This window comes from Nocardia testacea NBRC 100365 (genome assembly GCF_000308775.1).
Taxonomy (GTDB): Bacteria; Actinomycetota; Actinomycetes; order Mycobacteriales; family Mycobacteriaceae; genus Nocardia; species Nocardia testacea.
The window spans coordinates 64,024-79,814 of the sequence record NZ_BAGJ01000027.1 but is presented as its reverse complement, the minus strand read 5'-3'; the positions used below and the strand labels follow the sequence as shown (position 1 = coordinate 79,814).

The window sequence follows — 15,791 nt, the reverse complement described above, 5'->3', positions numbered from 1 at the left end:
GTCTACTCCGTGTCGGCCGGTGGCCCTGTCGTCCAGCGGCTCGGGCGAGTTCCCGCGTCCGGTTCGGGCGCCGATTCGACCGACCGGGCCCGCGTCGGCGGCCGGCCGGGCGGCCACCCCGCGGATGTCTCCGGAAGAGGTCACGAATATGCTCCGCGACCTCTCGCTGCGTGGCCGGTTCTGGGCTTCCGGGTTCGAAGGCGAAGCGCCCGCCTGACCCGGTCTCGGGCGCGACCGGTGAGACGCGGTGGCCGCCGGCGGATCACCGATTCGGCGTACCGGCGGTGATCGCGCAACCGATGACCGAGAGCACCCGCTCATCGAAATCGTCTCGGATTCCGCCGCTGCGTGCGGTTTCCGCGAGGTAGGCGCCGACGATCATGTCCAGGACGGTGTCGGCATCGAGTTCCGCTCGCGGTGTCGTCGCCGCGAACGCCGCGCTCAGCGCTTCGGTCAGGTGGTGACGATGCTGTACGAGCAGCGCCCGGATCAGGGCGGTGAACTCGGGATCGTCGTCGGTGAGCAGGGCGGCCACGCCGCCGGCGCCGATACTCGTATCGGCGACGTGCAGGGATTGTTCGACAACCCACCGCAGGACGGCCGGCAGGGTCGCGTTCTCCGGGGGCGGCTCCGGCTCGGCGATCGAACTCAGTGACGAGGTGAGCATGTCGCCGCGGTTGCTGTATCGGCGGTAGATCGTCGTCTTGGCCACCCCCGAGAGTGCGGCGACGGCCTCGACGGTCACCGCTTTCGGCCCTTTGGCGCGCAGCAGTTCCAGTGTCGCGGCGGTGATCCGTTCGTCACGCGGTGCCGGCGCCTCGGCCATCGGATCTCCTTGCCTGTGTGTCCTGTCGCTCACAACCGTGTCCATCATGCCAACCATCTACGCTACGATACGTGTAGCGTAGCGATTAGGAGGTACGACATGGACAGCACGAGTAGGAACTCGATCGTGGGCTGGGCGGCGATGGCTCTGGGACTCGCGACCGCGGCGACGCCCGTGTGGATCGACACGACCGCGGCCGGTGCCGGACTCACGCTCGGACTCGGCGCGCTGACCGTCGTCTACGCGATGTGGTCGCTACTCGCCCGAAACCCGACGAAGGACCACTGGGCCCTGTCGGTCATCGGGTTGATGCTCTTCATCTCGCCCTGGGTGGGCGGGTTCGCCGCCGCGGGCGCGGGATGGGTGGCCTGGACGACCGGACTGCTCCTGGCCCTGCTGGCGGGCACCGCCTATGTGCGCGACGAAGCCGGCAATATTGCCGAGACCGCGCGGGTCGAGGAATTGGTGACCTACCGGCTGCAACAGATCCGGCGGCGTGAGATGGCCGATCGTGTCGACGGATCCGGTCGGGCGGCATGAACGCCGGCGGTCCGAGCCGCCCCGCGCCTACGCCGCGGGACCGCGCCGGGTCGGTATTCCCCTCGCGAAGCCGAGAACTCCTGCGGGAAGATATCGACGTCCGGGACGTGGCTCCGGAAGTGCGCGCGGTGGTGCACGCAGCGCACGGTGACAGTGCCGCGGCATTGCCGTCGCCCGAGCGGTTGCTGGCCGCGATCTCGGGCCATCTCGATACCGGCGGCGGCCCGGTGTTGGCCGGCTACGCTCACGAACTGGGTGGCCTGCGTGCCGCGCTCCTGGCTCACCTGATGGAACCGGCCCACCACAGCGGGTGGTCCGGCGAGCACGATCTACGGCAGCGGATCGGCATCGTGGTGGCGGATATCGACACGTGGCGGGTGCGGCACCTACCGCACCGCACGGGTGGGCGCAGCCATACTCATTCGCTCGGACAGGTCATCGACCAGGTCGCGACGCGGTACGTGGAAGCACGGTGGGCTGTTCGCCACTGCGCGGGGCGGCGTCTTCGGCGTACGGCCTGGTTCCACCTCGGCCAGGCCCGCGAAGGCTATGCCGACCTGGTTGCCGATATCCGGTCCGGTCGCGTCGAACTCCCGCTGGGGTGGCGAGGCATTCGGGCAGACCGGTTCGGCGAACCCCGGACCGGAGAGTGCTGACGTCGCGATCCCCCCGGTGGCCGCCCGCCGGGCGCGTCCGTCGGTGGTTGTGCGGGGAGGCATCGGCCGGTGTCGCGGCGAACCGCTGCCGTGGGTGTCGGACCCTGGTGCCAGACTCGGGGACGTGCGGTGGGCGGTGGCGGAGGCAGGTGACGGGGGCGCGTACCTGTGTCCGCTCGATCCGGCCGGCCGGCCCGCCGCGGCGGTGGTCCACGAGCCCTCGCTGGCCGAGGCGGTGCGCTCACGCCCCGAGGTCGAGCGGTGGGTGTGGCGGTCCACCGCCGAGATCTACCGGCCTCTGCTGGCGGCCGGAGTGCGGGTCGAGCGCTGCTACGACGTGGAGGCCGCGGAGGCGCTACTGATCGGCTACGAGGAAGGGCAAGCGGGTCAGCCCCGGTCGCTGGCGGCCGCCTGGGCTCGTCTGCACGATCTGCCCGTTCCGCCCGATGCCCCCGCGCGGGCCGCCGAGCTCCAGCCGTCGCTGTTCGAGTCGGGCCCGGTGCCGCTGCCGTCCGGCACCGACGAATTCACCGCCCTGCTGGAGGTCTACGCCGGGCAGATCGCGCGGACCGCGGCCGCCGAGTATCCCGAACGGATGCGGTTGCTGCTCGCGGCCGAATCGGCGGGCATGCTGATCGCCGCGGAGATGTCGCGGGCGGGGATCCCGTGGCGCGCCGATGTACACCGCGAGTTGCTGGACACGCTGCTCGGGGAGCGCCTTGCGGGTGGGTCCGAACCACGTCGGATGGCGGAGCTGGCCGAGGAGGTGTCGCGGGCCTTCGGGGACGGCGTGCGGGTCCGTCCGGATCTGCCGCACGACATCATCAGAGCGTTCTCCCGCGCCGGAATTCTGCTGTCCTCCACGCGAAAATGGGAACTCCAGCGCATCGATCATCCGGCGGTGGCGCCACTGCTGGCCTACAAATCGCTGTACCGGCTCTACACCGCGCACGGCTGGTCCTGGCTCGACCAATGGGTGTACGGCGGCCGATTTCGTCCCGAATACCTACCCGGCGGCACGGTGACCGGCCGCTGGACCACCAATGGCGGAGGCGCCCTGCAGATCCCGAAAGTGATCCGCCGGGCGATCCGTGCCGATCCGGGCTGGTCCCTGGTGGTCGCCGACGCCGACCAGATGGAGCCCCGGATACTCGCCGCTGTCTCACGCGATCCCGGATTGATGGAGGTGGCCGGCCGGGGCGCGGACCTGTACGCGGATCTGGCGGCCCGTGGCTTCGGCGGTGATCGCGCGCAGGCCAAACTCGCTCTGCTGGGCGCCATCTACGGCCAGACCTCCGGCGACGCCCTGACCCATCTGGCCGGTCTGCGCCGGCGATATCCGGCCGCGGTGGCCTACGTCGACGACGCGGCGCGGGCCGGCGAAGAGGGCCGCCTCGTCCGCACCTGGCTCGGGCGGACGTGCCCGCCGGTGTCGGTCGCGTCGCCGGAGCAGGAGGATCTGGCCCGGGAGAGCTCCGGTGAGTACCGCAGCACCTCCGCGGCACGTGCCCGGGGCCGCTTCACGCGTAACTTCGTGGTGCAGGGCAGCGGAGCCGACTGGGCACTCCTGGTCCTGGCGGGTCTACGTCATGCGATCCGGCGTGCCGGGCTCCGTGCCGAGCTCGTGTTCTTCCAGCACGACGAGGTGATCGTGCACTGTCCGGCGGAGGAGGCGACGCGGGTCGCCGACATGATCACCACCGCGGCCGATACCGCGGGCCGGCTGGCGTTCGGGCCGACACCTGTCCGGTTTCCCTTCACCACGGCGGTGGTGGAGTGCTACGGCGACGCGAAATAGGCCGACGTCGAGGGTGTGGGATCCTCCCGCGGCCGGTACCCAGGGGCGTCGCGGCCCCGGCTAGTCCAGGATGCGCCGGGCGACATTGGTGGTGACCAGGTCGAGTAGTTCATCGGCGCGACCGGCGAGGATGGTGCGGATCGCGTAGATGGTGAACCCCTTGGCCTGCTCTGCCGAGATCGCCGGCGGGATCGTCAATTCCTGCCGTGCCACGACGACGTCGACGAGCGCGGGCCCCTCGTGCGCGAAGGCCTCCACGATGGCCGGCTCCAGATCGCCGGGCGCTTCCACCCGGCGTCCCCAGATCCCCATCGCGCGGGCCGCGGCGCCGAAGTCGGGGTTCGAGAGATCGGTGCCGAAGTTCACCACTCCGGCCGCCTTCATCTCCAATTCCACGAAGTTCAGCGACGAATTGTTGAAGACGACCACCTTGACCGGAAGGCCGTTCTGCACCAAGGTGATCAGCTCGCCGAACAGCATGGTCAGACCGCCGTCTCCGGCGAGGGCGATGACCTGGCGTCCCTGGTGGGCCGTCTGCGCGCCGATCGCGTGCGGCAGGGCGCAGGCCATCGTGCCGTGGGTGAACGAGCCGGTCAGCCGGCGTCGGCCGTTCATGGTCAGATAGCGCGCCGCCCAGATCGTCGGCGATCCGACGTCGAAGGTGAATACCGCGTCGTCGGCGGCCAGCCGATTCACCACTCCGGCCACGTATTCCGGCCGGATGGGAGTGCGGTCCCGGTCGTTGACCGCCAGCGCGTCCAGCGATTCGCGGGTGCGCCGATAATGCCGCAGCGATCTGTCCAGATGCGTTCGGTTGGTCTTCTGCTCCAGCAGGGGCAGGAGCGCGTCGACGGTGTCCCGCACACTGCCGACCATGCCCAGGTCGACAGGGGTGCGCCGGCCGAGGTGGCTGCCGCGGATATCGACCTGGATCACCGCGGCGTCCTCGGGATAGAACTGCGGGTACGGGAAGTCGGTGCCCAGCATCAGCAGTACATCGGCTTCTTTGATCGCCTTGTATCCCGAGGCGTACCCGAGCAACCCGGTCATCCCTACGTCGAACGGATTGTCGTATTCCAGGTGTTCCTTGCCGCGGAACGCGTGCACGATCGGCGAATGCAACCGCTCGGCCAACGTCATCACCTGGGCGTGCGCACCGGCGGTACCGGCCCCACCGAGAATCGTCACCCGCGATCCGGTGTTCAGGATGTCCGCGGCCCGGCGCAGGGTGAGGTCGTCCGGCCGCACTACCGACCGGGACGGCAACACCGGCCGGCCGCTCCACCGTTCACCGGACACGCGGCTCTGGAAGACCTCGCCGGGTACCACCACGACGGCGACACCGTTCTCCTCGACCGCCGCCCGCATCGCCATCTCCAGGACTCGTGGCGCCGACTGCGGGCTGCTGATGAGTTCGCAGTACACACTGCACTCGCGGAACAGTTCCTCGGGATGAGTTTCCTGGAAGTATCCCGACCCGATCTCACCGATCGGGATGTGCGCGGCGACGGCCAGCACCGGAACCCGGGTGCGCTGTGCGTCGTAGAGTCCGTTGATCAGGTGCAGATTGCCCGGTCCGCAGCTGCCGGCGCATACGGCGAGCCGGCCCGTGAGCGCCGCCTCCGCGGTCGCCGCGAATGCTGCGGCCTCCTCGTGCCGCACATGCTCCCAGGTGACGCCGTCGGATCGCCGGATCGCGTCGGTGAACCCGTTCAGACTGTCACCGGGCAGTCCATAGACCCGGCTGACACCGCTGACCTGCAACGCAGTGATCATGTGCTGAGCGACAGTCGCCATGGCCCGACCCTACGTGCCGATTGCGGAATAGTAGCCGGACATGCGGGGCGGGTCGCGGCCGAGCGCTTTCGGAGCCGCTGCCGAAATTTCCGGCTCCTGCTCGGTCGGAGGTCGACGGGCCTCGCTCCTCGTGACGGCAACCGCCGCGCCGGCCGGCGCCGGCGCGGCGGTTCAGCGGGTGATCAGGCAGGTTGCAGCGGGCCGATATAGGTGCCCGGATGGGTGGCGCCGTCTTGGCGTTGCATGCTCACCCCGGCGGGCCACGGCGTCTGCAACTGTGTAGTGGTATCCGGCGGGGTGGCGATGAGTGTCACCGGGACCCACCCGTCCGGGCCGCCCGGCAGGTAGGTGAGCAGGCTGCTCACCGCAGCGCCCGGCTCCACGGTCAGCGGGGCGGGATCCGCGGCCTGGCGGGGCAACCGGTAGCTGGGGCCGAAGGCCGGATCCTCCGGGCCCACCAGGTCCACGTCCGGGAATCCCTGCAGCGCGCAACTCTGCGCGGAAGCGTTGGTCAGCACGACTTCGAGCCGGCCCTGACCGGGCGAGTCGGACGGACGCTCGCGGGTGCTCAGGTCGAGCGCCTGCGCGGTGCATGGAGCGGGCGCGGCGGTACCGGTCGCGGCCGGGATTGTCACCGCGGCCAGAGCCGCCGCCGCGGCCCCCGCCACGCCCGCGGCGCGCCACCTGGTCGATGTTCTGGTTCCTTCCGAGATGCGATACACCATCAAGCCATTTGACCAGACCTCCCACCCGCATGTGCGGGGGAGCGCGGGCGCCCACGGGGCGAGCCCGGGTGCGCCCTGGAGCACGGTTAGGGCAGAACCTGCGGGATGATGTCGGGGCGGAAATAGCCCACCAGGGCGCCGATCACGGAGCCGAGGAGTGAGCCGGCGCCGGATCCGGTGGCCGACCCCACGGCGGAGCCGACCGAGCCCCCCGCGGAGGAGCCGTTCAAGACGGGGTCGGGAATCAGCGCGTGTGGGTTGGTGGCGATGTCCTCACTCTTCTGCAGCGGAATGCCGGCCACGGCCGTGGCGTGATCCGTTGCGACCTCGGCCGCGGACGGCCCCGCGAGCGCAATTGTCGCGGCCATGGGCAGTGCCCCGAACACTGCCATGCTCGTTGCCTTGACCAGGCTGTTTCCCGTCATTTCAGTTCACCTCTCCGACCCTCGGAGCAGTCGAGGGCGTTTCACATGGGCCGGCGGCACTCCGGCCGCCTGAATCATAGGCAGCTCCGTGTGGGGTGCGATCGAAGAATGTTATCAATAACAATGCGCTGCAGTGGGATTGGTGATCGGCACGATCCGGGGGCTGCGTTGAGGCAGGCCGACCAGGATCATCGGGTGGGTCGTCGTCCGGTCCCCTTCCCGCGCGATATCAACGCTCTGCCCGTGAGGCTCGCCGGGCGGGGATATCGCATCGCGTGGCATCGGACGACCGATTCATGCCCACGATTGGCCGTATCGGTCGGAGGCGGCGGCTGTCGATGGCGATGGACGCTCGACAGGTCACTGTGGATCCCGATGGATTCGCTGCCGCGATGGAAGCACTCGTCATGGATGATCCGCACCCGAACGGTTCCGTCGCCGACAGCCCCTCGCAGTGGCTACGCCGCGCGCTCTATCCCTACGAATGGGCGAAGCAAGCCGGCCGGGAGGCCGATGCGCGATCGCATGCCCGGGAGGTCGGGCCCGGAAGGGCGCGCCGCCGTGCTGCGCCATGAAGCTCGTCAGTGCGAACAGCGGGCCGTGCGATGAAAGAGTGAGCGTCAGCCCTGGTCGGCTGCCGCTTTGGTGGCCACACCCATGACGAGGGGGCGGACGATCGGGGGCATGCGCCGCCACGACGTTTCCTGCACATCGTGCAGTTCCAGCCCGCGAGCCCGGATCAGCTCGAGAGTCGCACGATTGCAGTGGCAGCCCTCGGCGAACCGGCGCCACGGGCCGGCGAGGCGGTCCTGCCAGCGGGCGACTCGCGGCGATTCGGAACGCACGTGTTCGATGAACAACAGCCGGCCGCGGGGATGTAGTACGCGCTCGACCTCGCGTAACGCCGCGTCGGGATCCGGCACAGTGCACAACACGAGCGTCGAGACGACGGTGTCCACGGTGCCGTCCGCGAACGGCAGTCGTTCCGCCGATGCGTCGACGACGCGCGCACACTCTCGACCGCGGCCCAGCCGCCGCGCCAACCGGGTACGCATCGCGGCTTCCGGTTCGGTCAGGGTCAGCTCTTCGAGGTCGTGGGGGTAGTACTTCAGGTTGAGGCCGGTACCGCTGCCGAGTTCCACGGTCCGCCCGCGGGCGCGGCCGAGGAGACCCCGCCGACGATCGGCCATGCCCGACCTCTCGCCCAACCAGAGCAGTGGATCGTACAGCGCCGCGAACACCCGTGCCCACGGGCCCGAGCCTTTCACCGCTGTCGCCGGTACGGCGCCGCTGCTCACAGGTTCGACCGTACGCCGGGGCCTGTTCTCGCGCACGGGGAATGCCCGTCAACTTCCGAAGAAACCATCGCGCCGGGGGCGGACACCGCTCCCGCCGGCAACTTTCCGAACTGTCGATACGTAGATATGCACATCTAATAATGAGTTGACTTACCGACGGTCCGCGCGCCGACTACATGGATGGGAGAGAGCGGATTCATACGTAACGGGTGTGAGGTGTGCGGCGGTGGGGCGGACTTGGGTGAGATCCGAACACTTCTCGGAGGCTGGATTATGACGACCTACAGGACTGAACCCGGAGGCGCTCCGGTGAAGCAGGGCGTGGCTGCAGTGACCTCGATCGCGGCCGCGGTGCTGTTGCTGGCGGTGGGTGTGCTGTCGATCCTGGCGGGGATCTCGGCGATCGCCGGCGACGAGCTGTTCGTGGCCGGACCGAACTATGTTTTCCAGTTCGACACCACGACCTGGGGGTGGATTCACCTCGTGCTGGGCATCCTGCTGGCGATCGCGGCCCTCGCCCTGATGTCCGGTGCGCTGTGGGCGCGCATTACGGCGGTGGTGCTGGCCGGGCTGTCGATCATCGCGAATTTCCTGTAGATCCCGTACTACCCGTGGTGGTCGATCGTGGTCATCGCGATCGATCTGGTCGTCATCTGGGCGGTATCCACTTGGCGGCCGGAACAGATGTAGGACGGACCGTCGCGGCCACCTTCCGTGCCACGCCCGAGGTCGTGCGCCGGCCGTCTCGGTTCCGCGTCGATGTGCCGATGGCTATCCGGCCCATTCGTGCGCGAGCATCGACATCACGGTGGCGTCGATCCACTCGTTCCCATAGCGCAATGATTGGCGCAGGACTCCTTCGGCGCGGAAGCCCACCTTCTCGTAGACGTGGTGGGCGCGGCGGTTGAAGGCGTAGACCTCGAGCGCGATCCGGTGCAGGCCGAGCTGCTCGAAGCCGTAGCCGACGATCAGGCGCGTGGCCTCGGTGCCCAGCCCGCGTCCCCGCCCGGCGGGGCCGAGCAGAATGCGGAAATTGCAGCTGCGGTTGGCGGGATCCCACTGGTTCAGCACCACTTCTCCCACGCACCGGCCGTCGATGTTGTCGATGACCGCGAGGTCGAGCCGGTCCCGCTGAGCGGCCCGGCTCGCGTACCAGTCGCGTAATTTCGCGACTTCGGCCGGATCCTCGGGCGCGAACTCTTCGGCCTCGTCGTGGACGCTACCCGTGAGCCGGCGGACCTCCGGGTCGCGTAACGCCGCACGGATGGCGTCGAGGTCCGCGTCAGTGAACGGCCGGAGGCGAACTTTTCGTCCGGTGAGGACCGGTTTGACAGAGAAATCCGTGAGCTGGGCCATAACCGGATTATGTGGATCGGTCCGCCGGCTCTGCTCTCGGTCCCGTCGGAACGTGGCACCGCGCCGCTCATCGCGCCGGAAATCGATGGGCGTGCCAGGAACCCCGATAATACGGCCGGGCGCAGTCGGTGGGTTCGCGCGGCGGCATCCGGGTGATGTCGTCGGCCGCGCGTATCCGATCCGTGACCGCATCGGCCGGACCGGCGTCGGTCCATTCTCCCGGCACCGACGGACCGAACGGCTCTCCTGACGGCCGGGCCGGATTCCGGTGACGTTGGACCCGCTGGCGGGGTCCTCGTCCTCTGCCGCTATTCCGGTATGGGCCGCGAGAGTGGGAAGCGGCGATCCGGTGCGGCGGAGGAGGATGTCATGAGAACGCGGAACCCGGTCGTGTACCGATGGCCCGGTGACGGTGGGGGACGGCTGGGTTGATGTACGGCACCGGGATGAGCGGTTGGGGTATCGGGCTGATGGTCGTCGGCACGATCCTGTTCGGGGCGCTGGTGATCTCGGGATCTGTTCTGCTGGTGCGGTATATGGTCTCGTCCGCGCCACCGCCACCCAGGGTGTGGGCGAATCCGCGACAGGTGCTCGCCGAACGGTATGCCCGGGGCGAGGTCACCAACGACGAGTACGTGCGGCGTATGAAACTGCTCGATTCACACCCCGATGTCTGAACAGCGGGAGTCGACGCGTTCGGAGCCGACCCGCCCGGGAAAGGCGGCGTCGATGGTGTCGGAGCATTCGATGCTCGGCGGGTGGGCCCGTGAGGTCCGGCGGTGGATCGAACCCGCACTGCTGGTGTCGGTGGTTGCGGCGCTGGCCGGTGGACTGATCGCGTGGGCGGGCGGTTCGCCGGGTGTTGCCGACGGCTGCTGGATCGCGGCGACAGTGGTGGCGTTGGTGCCCGCCGTGTGGTGGATGGTGGCCACCATCGCGAAAGGACGTGCGGGGGTCGATGTGATCGCGGTACTGTCCCTGGTCGGCACGCTGGTGGTAGGGGAGTATCTGGCCGGCGCGTTGATCGCTGTCATGCTGGCGACCGGTCGCACGCTGGACGCCGCCGCGCAGCGCCGGGCCGCGCACGATCTGCGAGCGCTGCTCGAGCATGTCCCCCGGTCCGCGCGGCGTCGCAGCGGCGGTCAAGTGACCACGGTCGCGCTCGACGACATAGCCGTCGGCGACATCGTGGTGGTCGCGGCCGGCGAGGTGGTCCCGGTCGACGGGCGGATCGTCGGGCCGCCCGCGGTCTTGGACGAGTCGGCCCTGACCGGTGAGCCGCTGCAGGTCGAACGCGATATCGGGGAGCCGGTGCGCTCCGGGGTCGTCGATGCCGGTGCGACCTTCGAGATCCGCGCCACCGCGACCGCGCAGGCCAGCACCTATGCCGGCATCGTGCGACTGGCACAGCAGGCCGGTGCCGAGAACGCGCCGGTAGTGCGCCTGGCCGACCGGTACGCGACCTTATTTCTGCCACTGACCCTGCTGGTCGCGGCGGGCGCGTGGGTGTTCGGCGGCTCGCTGGTGCGTGCGGTGGCGGTGCTGGTGGTGGCGACACCATGTCCCTTGCTGTTGGCCGCGCCGGTGGCGATCGTGTCGGGTCTGTCTCGCGCCTCCCGGCAGGGGGTCATCATCCGTAGCGGCGGGGCCCTGGAAAATCTCGGCCACGCGACGACTTTGGTCATGGACAAGACCGGCACACTCACCGCCGGCCGACCGGCGGTCACCGATGTGATCGCCGCGCCCGGCGACCACCCGGCCGAGGCGCTTCGGCTGGCGGCCTCGCTCGACCAACTGTCGCCGCATGTACTGGCCGAGGCGATCGTCACCGAAGCGTTGGCTCGCGATCTGGTGCTCGCGCTGCCGTCGGAGGTGACCGAGCAACCCGGACGAGGAGTGCGGGGTGTCGTCGACGGGCACAGCGTCGAGGTCGGGAAGCTACCGGATACAGCGATCGGCGGACACTGGGCGCGGGCGGCGCTGAACAGGGCGGCCCTGGACTCGGCGGCTATCGCGTGGCTCGTCGTCGACGACCGGCTGACCGCCGCGATTCTGCTGCGTGACCCGCTCCGCCGCCACGCCCCGCGTACGGTGCGTCGCCTACGCCGAGCCGGGCTGGACCGGCTGGTCATGCTCACCGGTGACCGGCCCGAACCGGCCCGCGAGGTCGCCACCGTCCTGGGCTTGGACGAGGTGTACGCCGGGCAGAGCCCCGCAGACAAAGTGCACGCGGTGCGGCGGGAACGCGAGGCCGCGGTCACGGTGATGGTGGGCGACGGAGTCAACGACGCACCGGCGCTCGCCGCGGCGACGGTCGGAGTGGCCATGGGCGCGCGCGGCTCGACGGCCTCGTCCGAAGCCGCCGACATCGTGCTGGCCACCGATCGCCTGGACCGTCTCGCCGATGCAATGGACACCGCGCGCTGGTCGCGCCATATCGCGATCCAGAGCGCAGTGGCCGGGATGAGCTTGTCGCTGATAGCGATGATCATCGCGGCGCTGGGCCTGCTGCCGCCGGCGGCCGGCGCACTGCTGCAAGAGGCCATAGACGTCGCGGTCATCCTCAACGCCTTGCGCGCGCTCCGGGGTAGTCCCGCTGCCCGCGTACAGCTGCCTGCCGAAACCGGGCGGCTGCTGTACCGCTTCGCGGGCGAACACGACGAACTGCGCGACACTCTCGGCCTGCTCCGTACCGCCGCCGACCGGCTTGCCCGACGCCCCGACCGGACGGCGCTGTCCGCAGTGGAAGACGCGCACCGGTTCCTCGTCGATCGCCTGTTACCGCACGAAACAGCCGAGGAAACCCAACTGTATCCGGCGTTGGCCGGCCCGCTCGGGAGCAGCGAAGCCACCGCCACCATGAGCCGGACCCATGCCGAGATCCAGCGATTGGCGACCCGTATCGGCACCCATCTCCGACTGGCACGTGCCACCGGCGATATCCCCCCCGACCAGGTCGACGATCTGCTCGCCTGTCTCTACGGCCTGCACACCCTGCTGCGATTGCACTTCGTGCAGGAAGAAGAGAATTACTTCACGCTCGCCGACGACTCCGCGCCCCCACCCACCGCCACACCTTCGCTACAGCAATGATCACCGTGAACCCGCTCGTACAGAGGGCGGAATCGGCCGTGTCCTCGACAGAGATCGGGACCGGACCGGGTGTCGGAGAAGCGCTGCACATGGCGACCGACTACACCCCGGACGAAGGGCGACGGCTGCGGGGCAAGCCCGTCTCCGTGCTCGTACACGGCACGGTCGTCGTGCGCGACGGAGAACTGCTCGACCCCACACCCCGGGGACGCCGCGCCGTGTCGAGGCGGCGCCGCTGGACTTCGGAACCACCCCGCAGCTCGTCGACGCGGGCTGAGCATCCCGCGGATCCGACGGTGCCGCGCACGCCCGGCACCGTCGACACGGGTCGGTCGATCCGGGCATTGAGCCCATGTACCCGGTGACATTCTTCTCTGATCCGCGAGGTGCGTGGGCGGGAACATCGAGGGAGGGGGCCGGCCCGAAAGGGTGGTGCGGATGTCGGAGCAGGTAGCGGCGCAGTGGTTGCGATATCAGATGACTCTACGGCTTCTCTGGGCCCTGCGGCCGAGTAATCCGAATGCGCTGCTGCGCCCGGTCGACCGGATCGGATCCGTCGTGTCGATGGTGGCCGCGGTGCTCGCACCGGTCGTGGTTCCGGTCGCCGGGACCGTTGGCACGGTGGTCTATGCGAACGGTGCGACAGCGGTGGCCGGAATCTGTGCGGGCCTCGGGATCGTCGTCGTGGGCCGGCTGAGCGCATGGTGTCTGGTGTTCGGCGGTACGCGTCTGGCCGACCGCCGACGGGATCGCTATTGGGACCGGCACTGGCGTTCATTCGTCCGCGCGGCGCCGAACAGCCGGCACGGAGACACACAGGAAGGCAGCCCATGACCGCTTCGGTTCCCGGCTCCGGAGAACACGCGCCGGTGGTCGCGGCGGTGGACGGTTCGCCCGGTTCGAATCGGGCGGTGGCCTGGGCCGCCGTCGAAGCGAGTATCCACGGGTGCGGTCTGCACCTGCTCAACTCGTGGATATTGCCGGTCGGGTTCGGTGCCGAAGCCACCATGACCGAGCACGACCTGCGGGCGTCGCACGACGAGGCCGGCCGGCTGCTGTCCGGTGCCGAGCATGTCGCCCGGACCGCGGCGCCGGATCCCGGCCTGGTGATCACCACCGAGGCGATCGACCGGCTCGTCGTGCCCGCGCTTGTCGAGCGGTCGGATTCGGCGCGGATGCTGGTCGTCGGGAGCCGGGGACTCGGAGCTTTCCAGCGTGGGCTGATCGGCTCGGTGAGCACCGCGGTGACCCAGCACGCTCGATGCCCGGTCGCGGTGATCCACGGGGACGCGCCCCTGGACGTGGCTGCGGCGACCCGGCCGGTGCTGGTGGGAGTCGATGGCAGCGGTAACAGCGTCCCGGCCGTCGAATTCGCCTTCGACGAGGCGGCGCGCCGGCGAGTCGGATTGATCGCCGTGCACGCCTGGAGCGATACCAGTGGGTACGAGATCCCGCTCCGGCATTGGGACGGCGCACGCGATTCGGCCGACGCGCTGCTCGCCGAGAGCCTCGCCGGGTACGCGGAGAATTACCCGGATGTCCCGGTCGAGCGCCGCGTCACGGCAGACCGCCCGGTGCGTTCGCTGCTCGACGCGTCGGCGGATGCCCAGCTGGTCGTGGTCGGTAGCCACGGCCGGGGCGGTTTTACGAGCATGCTGCTGGGATCCACCAGCAACGCGCTGCTGCACGCCGTGGACACTCCGATCGTCATAGTTCGTGCGCGCGACCGGCGCTGACGCGGTACTCGCCGCGCCACGGTCCGCTCGCCGTGGTCCCCCGCGACGGATGTGACGCGGGCGTGCCCGGCGGAGTGCTCTGGGAATCACTACTCGGATCGATGGCCGAGTACCACCGGCGTCCTCCGCCGCAGAGGTCGCGCGAAGGTCCGTAGGTCGGTGGGGTCAGGCGCGGAGGCGGGCGACGATCACCGGCGTAGCGGCGCCGTGCAGAACGGCTCGGACGACCGAGCCGAGTGCCGTTCCGGCGAATCCTCCGTTCCCGTGGGCGCCCACCACCAGCAGCCGGCCCCTGTCCGCTTCCTCCAGCAACCGTCGTGCGGGGAGGTCTTCGTCGACGATTCGTACGACCTCGATATCCGGATACTGTTCGCAGTAGCCTGCCAGGCATTCCGACTGCACAGTCCGTGCCCGTGCCGCGATCTCGTCGCGGGAGACGTACTGGAAGAGTGCCGACCACACGGTGACGGCGACGATGCTCGTCCGGCGGCGGGCGGCTTCGTCGAAGGCCGCCGCGATCGCTCGGGCACAATCCGGGGAGCCGTCGACCCCCACCACGACGGGGCCGGGTGGGCGCCCCCGGTCGAATTCGATCGATCGGGGGACCACTGCTACCGGGCAGTGTGCGTGGTGGGCGAGGAAATCGCTCACCGAGCCGAGCAGAGTCCGTCCGGTGGCGGCGCAGCCGGTGGTGCCCACGACGATCATGCGGGCGCCTTCGGAGTGATCGACCAGGACGAGCGCCGGTGGCGGACCGGCGATCGTGGTCTCGACGGCGAGATCGTCCGGTCGCTCGACGGTCGCCCGGATGGTTTTCTCGGCGGTGCGCAGAATGGCTTCACCTTTCGCGCGCATCGCCGTTCTGTCGAAGACGACGCTGACGGCGGGGCCGGTGGCCACGGGCGCGCCGATAGCATAGACGACCCGCATCGGTGACCGCCGTAGTTCCGCTTCCTGAGCTGCCCAGTAGAGAGCCCCGAACGACGCGGCCGATCCGTCTATTCCGACGACAACGGCGGGTTCGCTGTGTGTGGGCATTTCGTCGAGCCTCCGCTCTGGCGGTGTGGACCGGTAGGCCGATACCGGTTCCGGCGAACACCGCGTATTCGTTGCCCCGGCGTCGTCAGGGCGGACGCTATCCGACCCGGCGGCCGGCGTCTGCTGCCGTTCGTCACCAGTTGCCGTGGACGGAATACTTTCGGTGCCCGGTAACCGCGACTCACAACCGGTGGCGATGCTTCAGTGCGCGATACGAGAAGAAACCGAGCGCCGCCGGCAACCAGAAGGTCGCCGGCCGGAAAGCGAGAACCCCGGCCACCGCGGGGCCGTCGGCACACGCCGACCACGGCCAGACCCGCGACCAGGTAAGCCTCGACCACACCCAGCCCGGCCGGTGTCGGGCCGGCGGCACCGAGCGGCGAGCCGGCCAGGTGTGCGGCGGCCAGCCGGCCCGGGGACACGTACTGCCCGAAGGCATGCGGCGCGAAACCGAGTGCGCGGGGGGCCGCTGTGGAAACAGCCGGGTGCCTCGGAAGCGGGTC

General features: G+C 69.6%; 14 protein-coding genes and 1 pseudogene. 8 read left to right on the top strand and 7 right to left on the bottom strand.

All coding sequences use genetic code 11. The annotated features are described in order from the left end of the window. Positions 1–262: 262 nt before the first annotated feature. Positions 263–826, bottom strand: a complete 564-nt coding sequence (locus tag ON38_RS03575) for a TetR/AcrR family transcriptional regulator (protein WP_051164326.1) — start codon at positions 824–826, stop codon at positions 263–265. Between the two features lie 99 nt (positions 827–925). Between ON38_RS03575 and ON38_RS03570 the strand changes: the two genes are divergently transcribed. The 3 genes from ON38_RS03570 (at position 926) to ON38_RS03560 (ending at position 3,820) form a co-directional block, all read left to right on the top strand. Further along, a complete protein-coding gene (locus ON38_RS03570; protein WP_083872202.1) occupies positions 926–1,366 on the top strand; it encodes an SPW repeat domain-containing protein in 441 nt (146 codons plus the stop codon). A 107-nt stretch (positions 1,367–1,473) separates the two neighbouring features. Beyond that, positions 1,474–2,022 (top strand): hypothetical protein, encoded by a 549-nt coding sequence (locus ON38_RS33905; protein ID WP_157181647.1) that lies wholly within the window; start codon positions 1,474–1,476, stop codon positions 2,020–2,022. A 124-nt stretch (positions 2,023–2,146) separates the two neighbouring features. After that, positions 2,147–3,820, top strand: a complete 1,674-nt coding sequence (locus ON38_RS03560) for a bifunctional 3'-5' exonuclease/DNA polymerase (protein WP_039822296.1) — start codon at positions 2,147–2,149, stop codon at positions 3,818–3,820. Between the two features lie 60 nt (positions 3,821–3,880). On the opposite strand, the gene poxB is transcribed toward ON38_RS03560, so the two are convergent. From poxB to ON38_RS03535, 4 genes are all read right to left on the bottom strand, one after another. Then, positions 3,881–5,617, bottom strand: coding sequence for a ubiquinone-dependent pyruvate dehydrogenase (poxB, locus tag ON38_RS03555; protein ID WP_039822293.1), 1,737 nt, complete (start codon positions 5,615–5,617; stop codon positions 3,881–3,883). A 182-nt stretch (positions 5,618–5,799) separates the two neighbouring features. Then, positions 5,800–6,342 carry a DUF4232 domain-containing protein gene (locus ON38_RS03550; protein WP_083872199.1) on the bottom strand — a complete coding sequence of 181 codons (543 nt, stop codon included), beginning with the start codon at positions 6,340–6,342 and terminating at the stop codon, positions 5,800–5,802. Positions 6,343–6,428: 86 nt separating this feature from the next. After that, the gene (locus tag ON38_RS03545) at positions 6,429–6,767 is read right to left on the bottom strand and encodes a glycine zipper domain-containing protein (RefSeq protein ID WP_039822288.1); all 339 of its coding nucleotides are present in this window, start codon (positions 6,765–6,767) and stop codon (positions 6,429–6,431) included. Positions 6,768–7,387: 620 nt separating this feature from the next. Further along, complete coding sequence (locus tag ON38_RS03535; RefSeq protein ID WP_245563895.1) at positions 7,388–8,065, bottom strand: class I SAM-dependent methyltransferase; 678 nt, start codon at positions 8,063–8,065, stop codon at positions 7,388–7,390. A gap of 273 nt (positions 8,066–8,338) precedes the next feature. Between ON38_RS03535 and ON38_RS03530 the strand changes: the two are divergent. After that, positions 8,339–8,755 (top strand): annotated as a pseudogene (locus ON38_RS03530) (DUF7144 family membrane protein). An 81-nt stretch (positions 8,756–8,836) separates the two neighbouring features. Here ON38_RS03530 and ON38_RS03525 read toward each other — a convergent pair. After that, positions 8,837–9,421 carry a GNAT family N-acetyltransferase gene (locus ON38_RS03525; RefSeq protein ID WP_039822285.1) on the bottom strand — a complete coding sequence of 195 codons (585 nt, stop codon included), beginning with the start codon at positions 9,419–9,421 and terminating at the stop codon, positions 8,837–8,839. A 446-nt stretch (positions 9,422–9,867) separates the two neighbouring features. Here ON38_RS03525 and ON38_RS03520 point away from each other — a divergent pair, with 446 nt between their 5' ends. From ON38_RS03520 to ON38_RS03500, 4 genes are all read left to right on the top strand, one after another. After that, positions 9,868–10,098: an SHOCT domain-containing protein gene (locus ON38_RS03520; protein WP_245563894.1), complete on the top strand. Its 231-nt coding sequence runs from the start codon at positions 9,868–9,870 to the stop codon at positions 10,096–10,098. A 52-nt stretch (positions 10,099–10,150) separates the two neighbouring features. Continuing rightward, positions 10,151–12,514: a heavy metal translocating P-type ATPase gene (locus ON38_RS03515; RefSeq protein ID WP_085995334.1), complete on the top strand. Its 2,364-nt coding sequence runs from the start codon at positions 10,151–10,153 to the stop codon at positions 12,512–12,514. 438 nt (positions 12,515–12,952) lie between these two features. After that, on the top strand, positions 12,953–13,348 hold the full coding sequence (locus ON38_RS03505; protein ID WP_157181645.1) for a hypothetical protein: 396 nt from the start codon (positions 12,953–12,955) through the stop codon (positions 13,346–13,348). Continuing rightward, entirely contained in the window at positions 13,345–14,250 is a 906-nt protein-coding gene (locus tag ON38_RS03500; protein ID WP_039822279.1) for a universal stress protein, read from the top strand. The genes ON38_RS03505 and ON38_RS03500 overlap by 4 nt, the downstream gene beginning before the upstream one ends. A 165-nt stretch (positions 14,251–14,415) precedes the next feature. On the opposite strand, the gene ON38_RS03495 is transcribed toward ON38_RS03500, so the two are convergent. Further along, positions 14,416–15,288, bottom strand: coding sequence for a universal stress protein (locus ON38_RS03495; protein WP_039822277.1), 873 nt, complete (start codon positions 15,286–15,288; stop codon positions 14,416–14,418). Between the last annotated feature and the right edge of the window lie 503 nt (positions 15,289–15,791).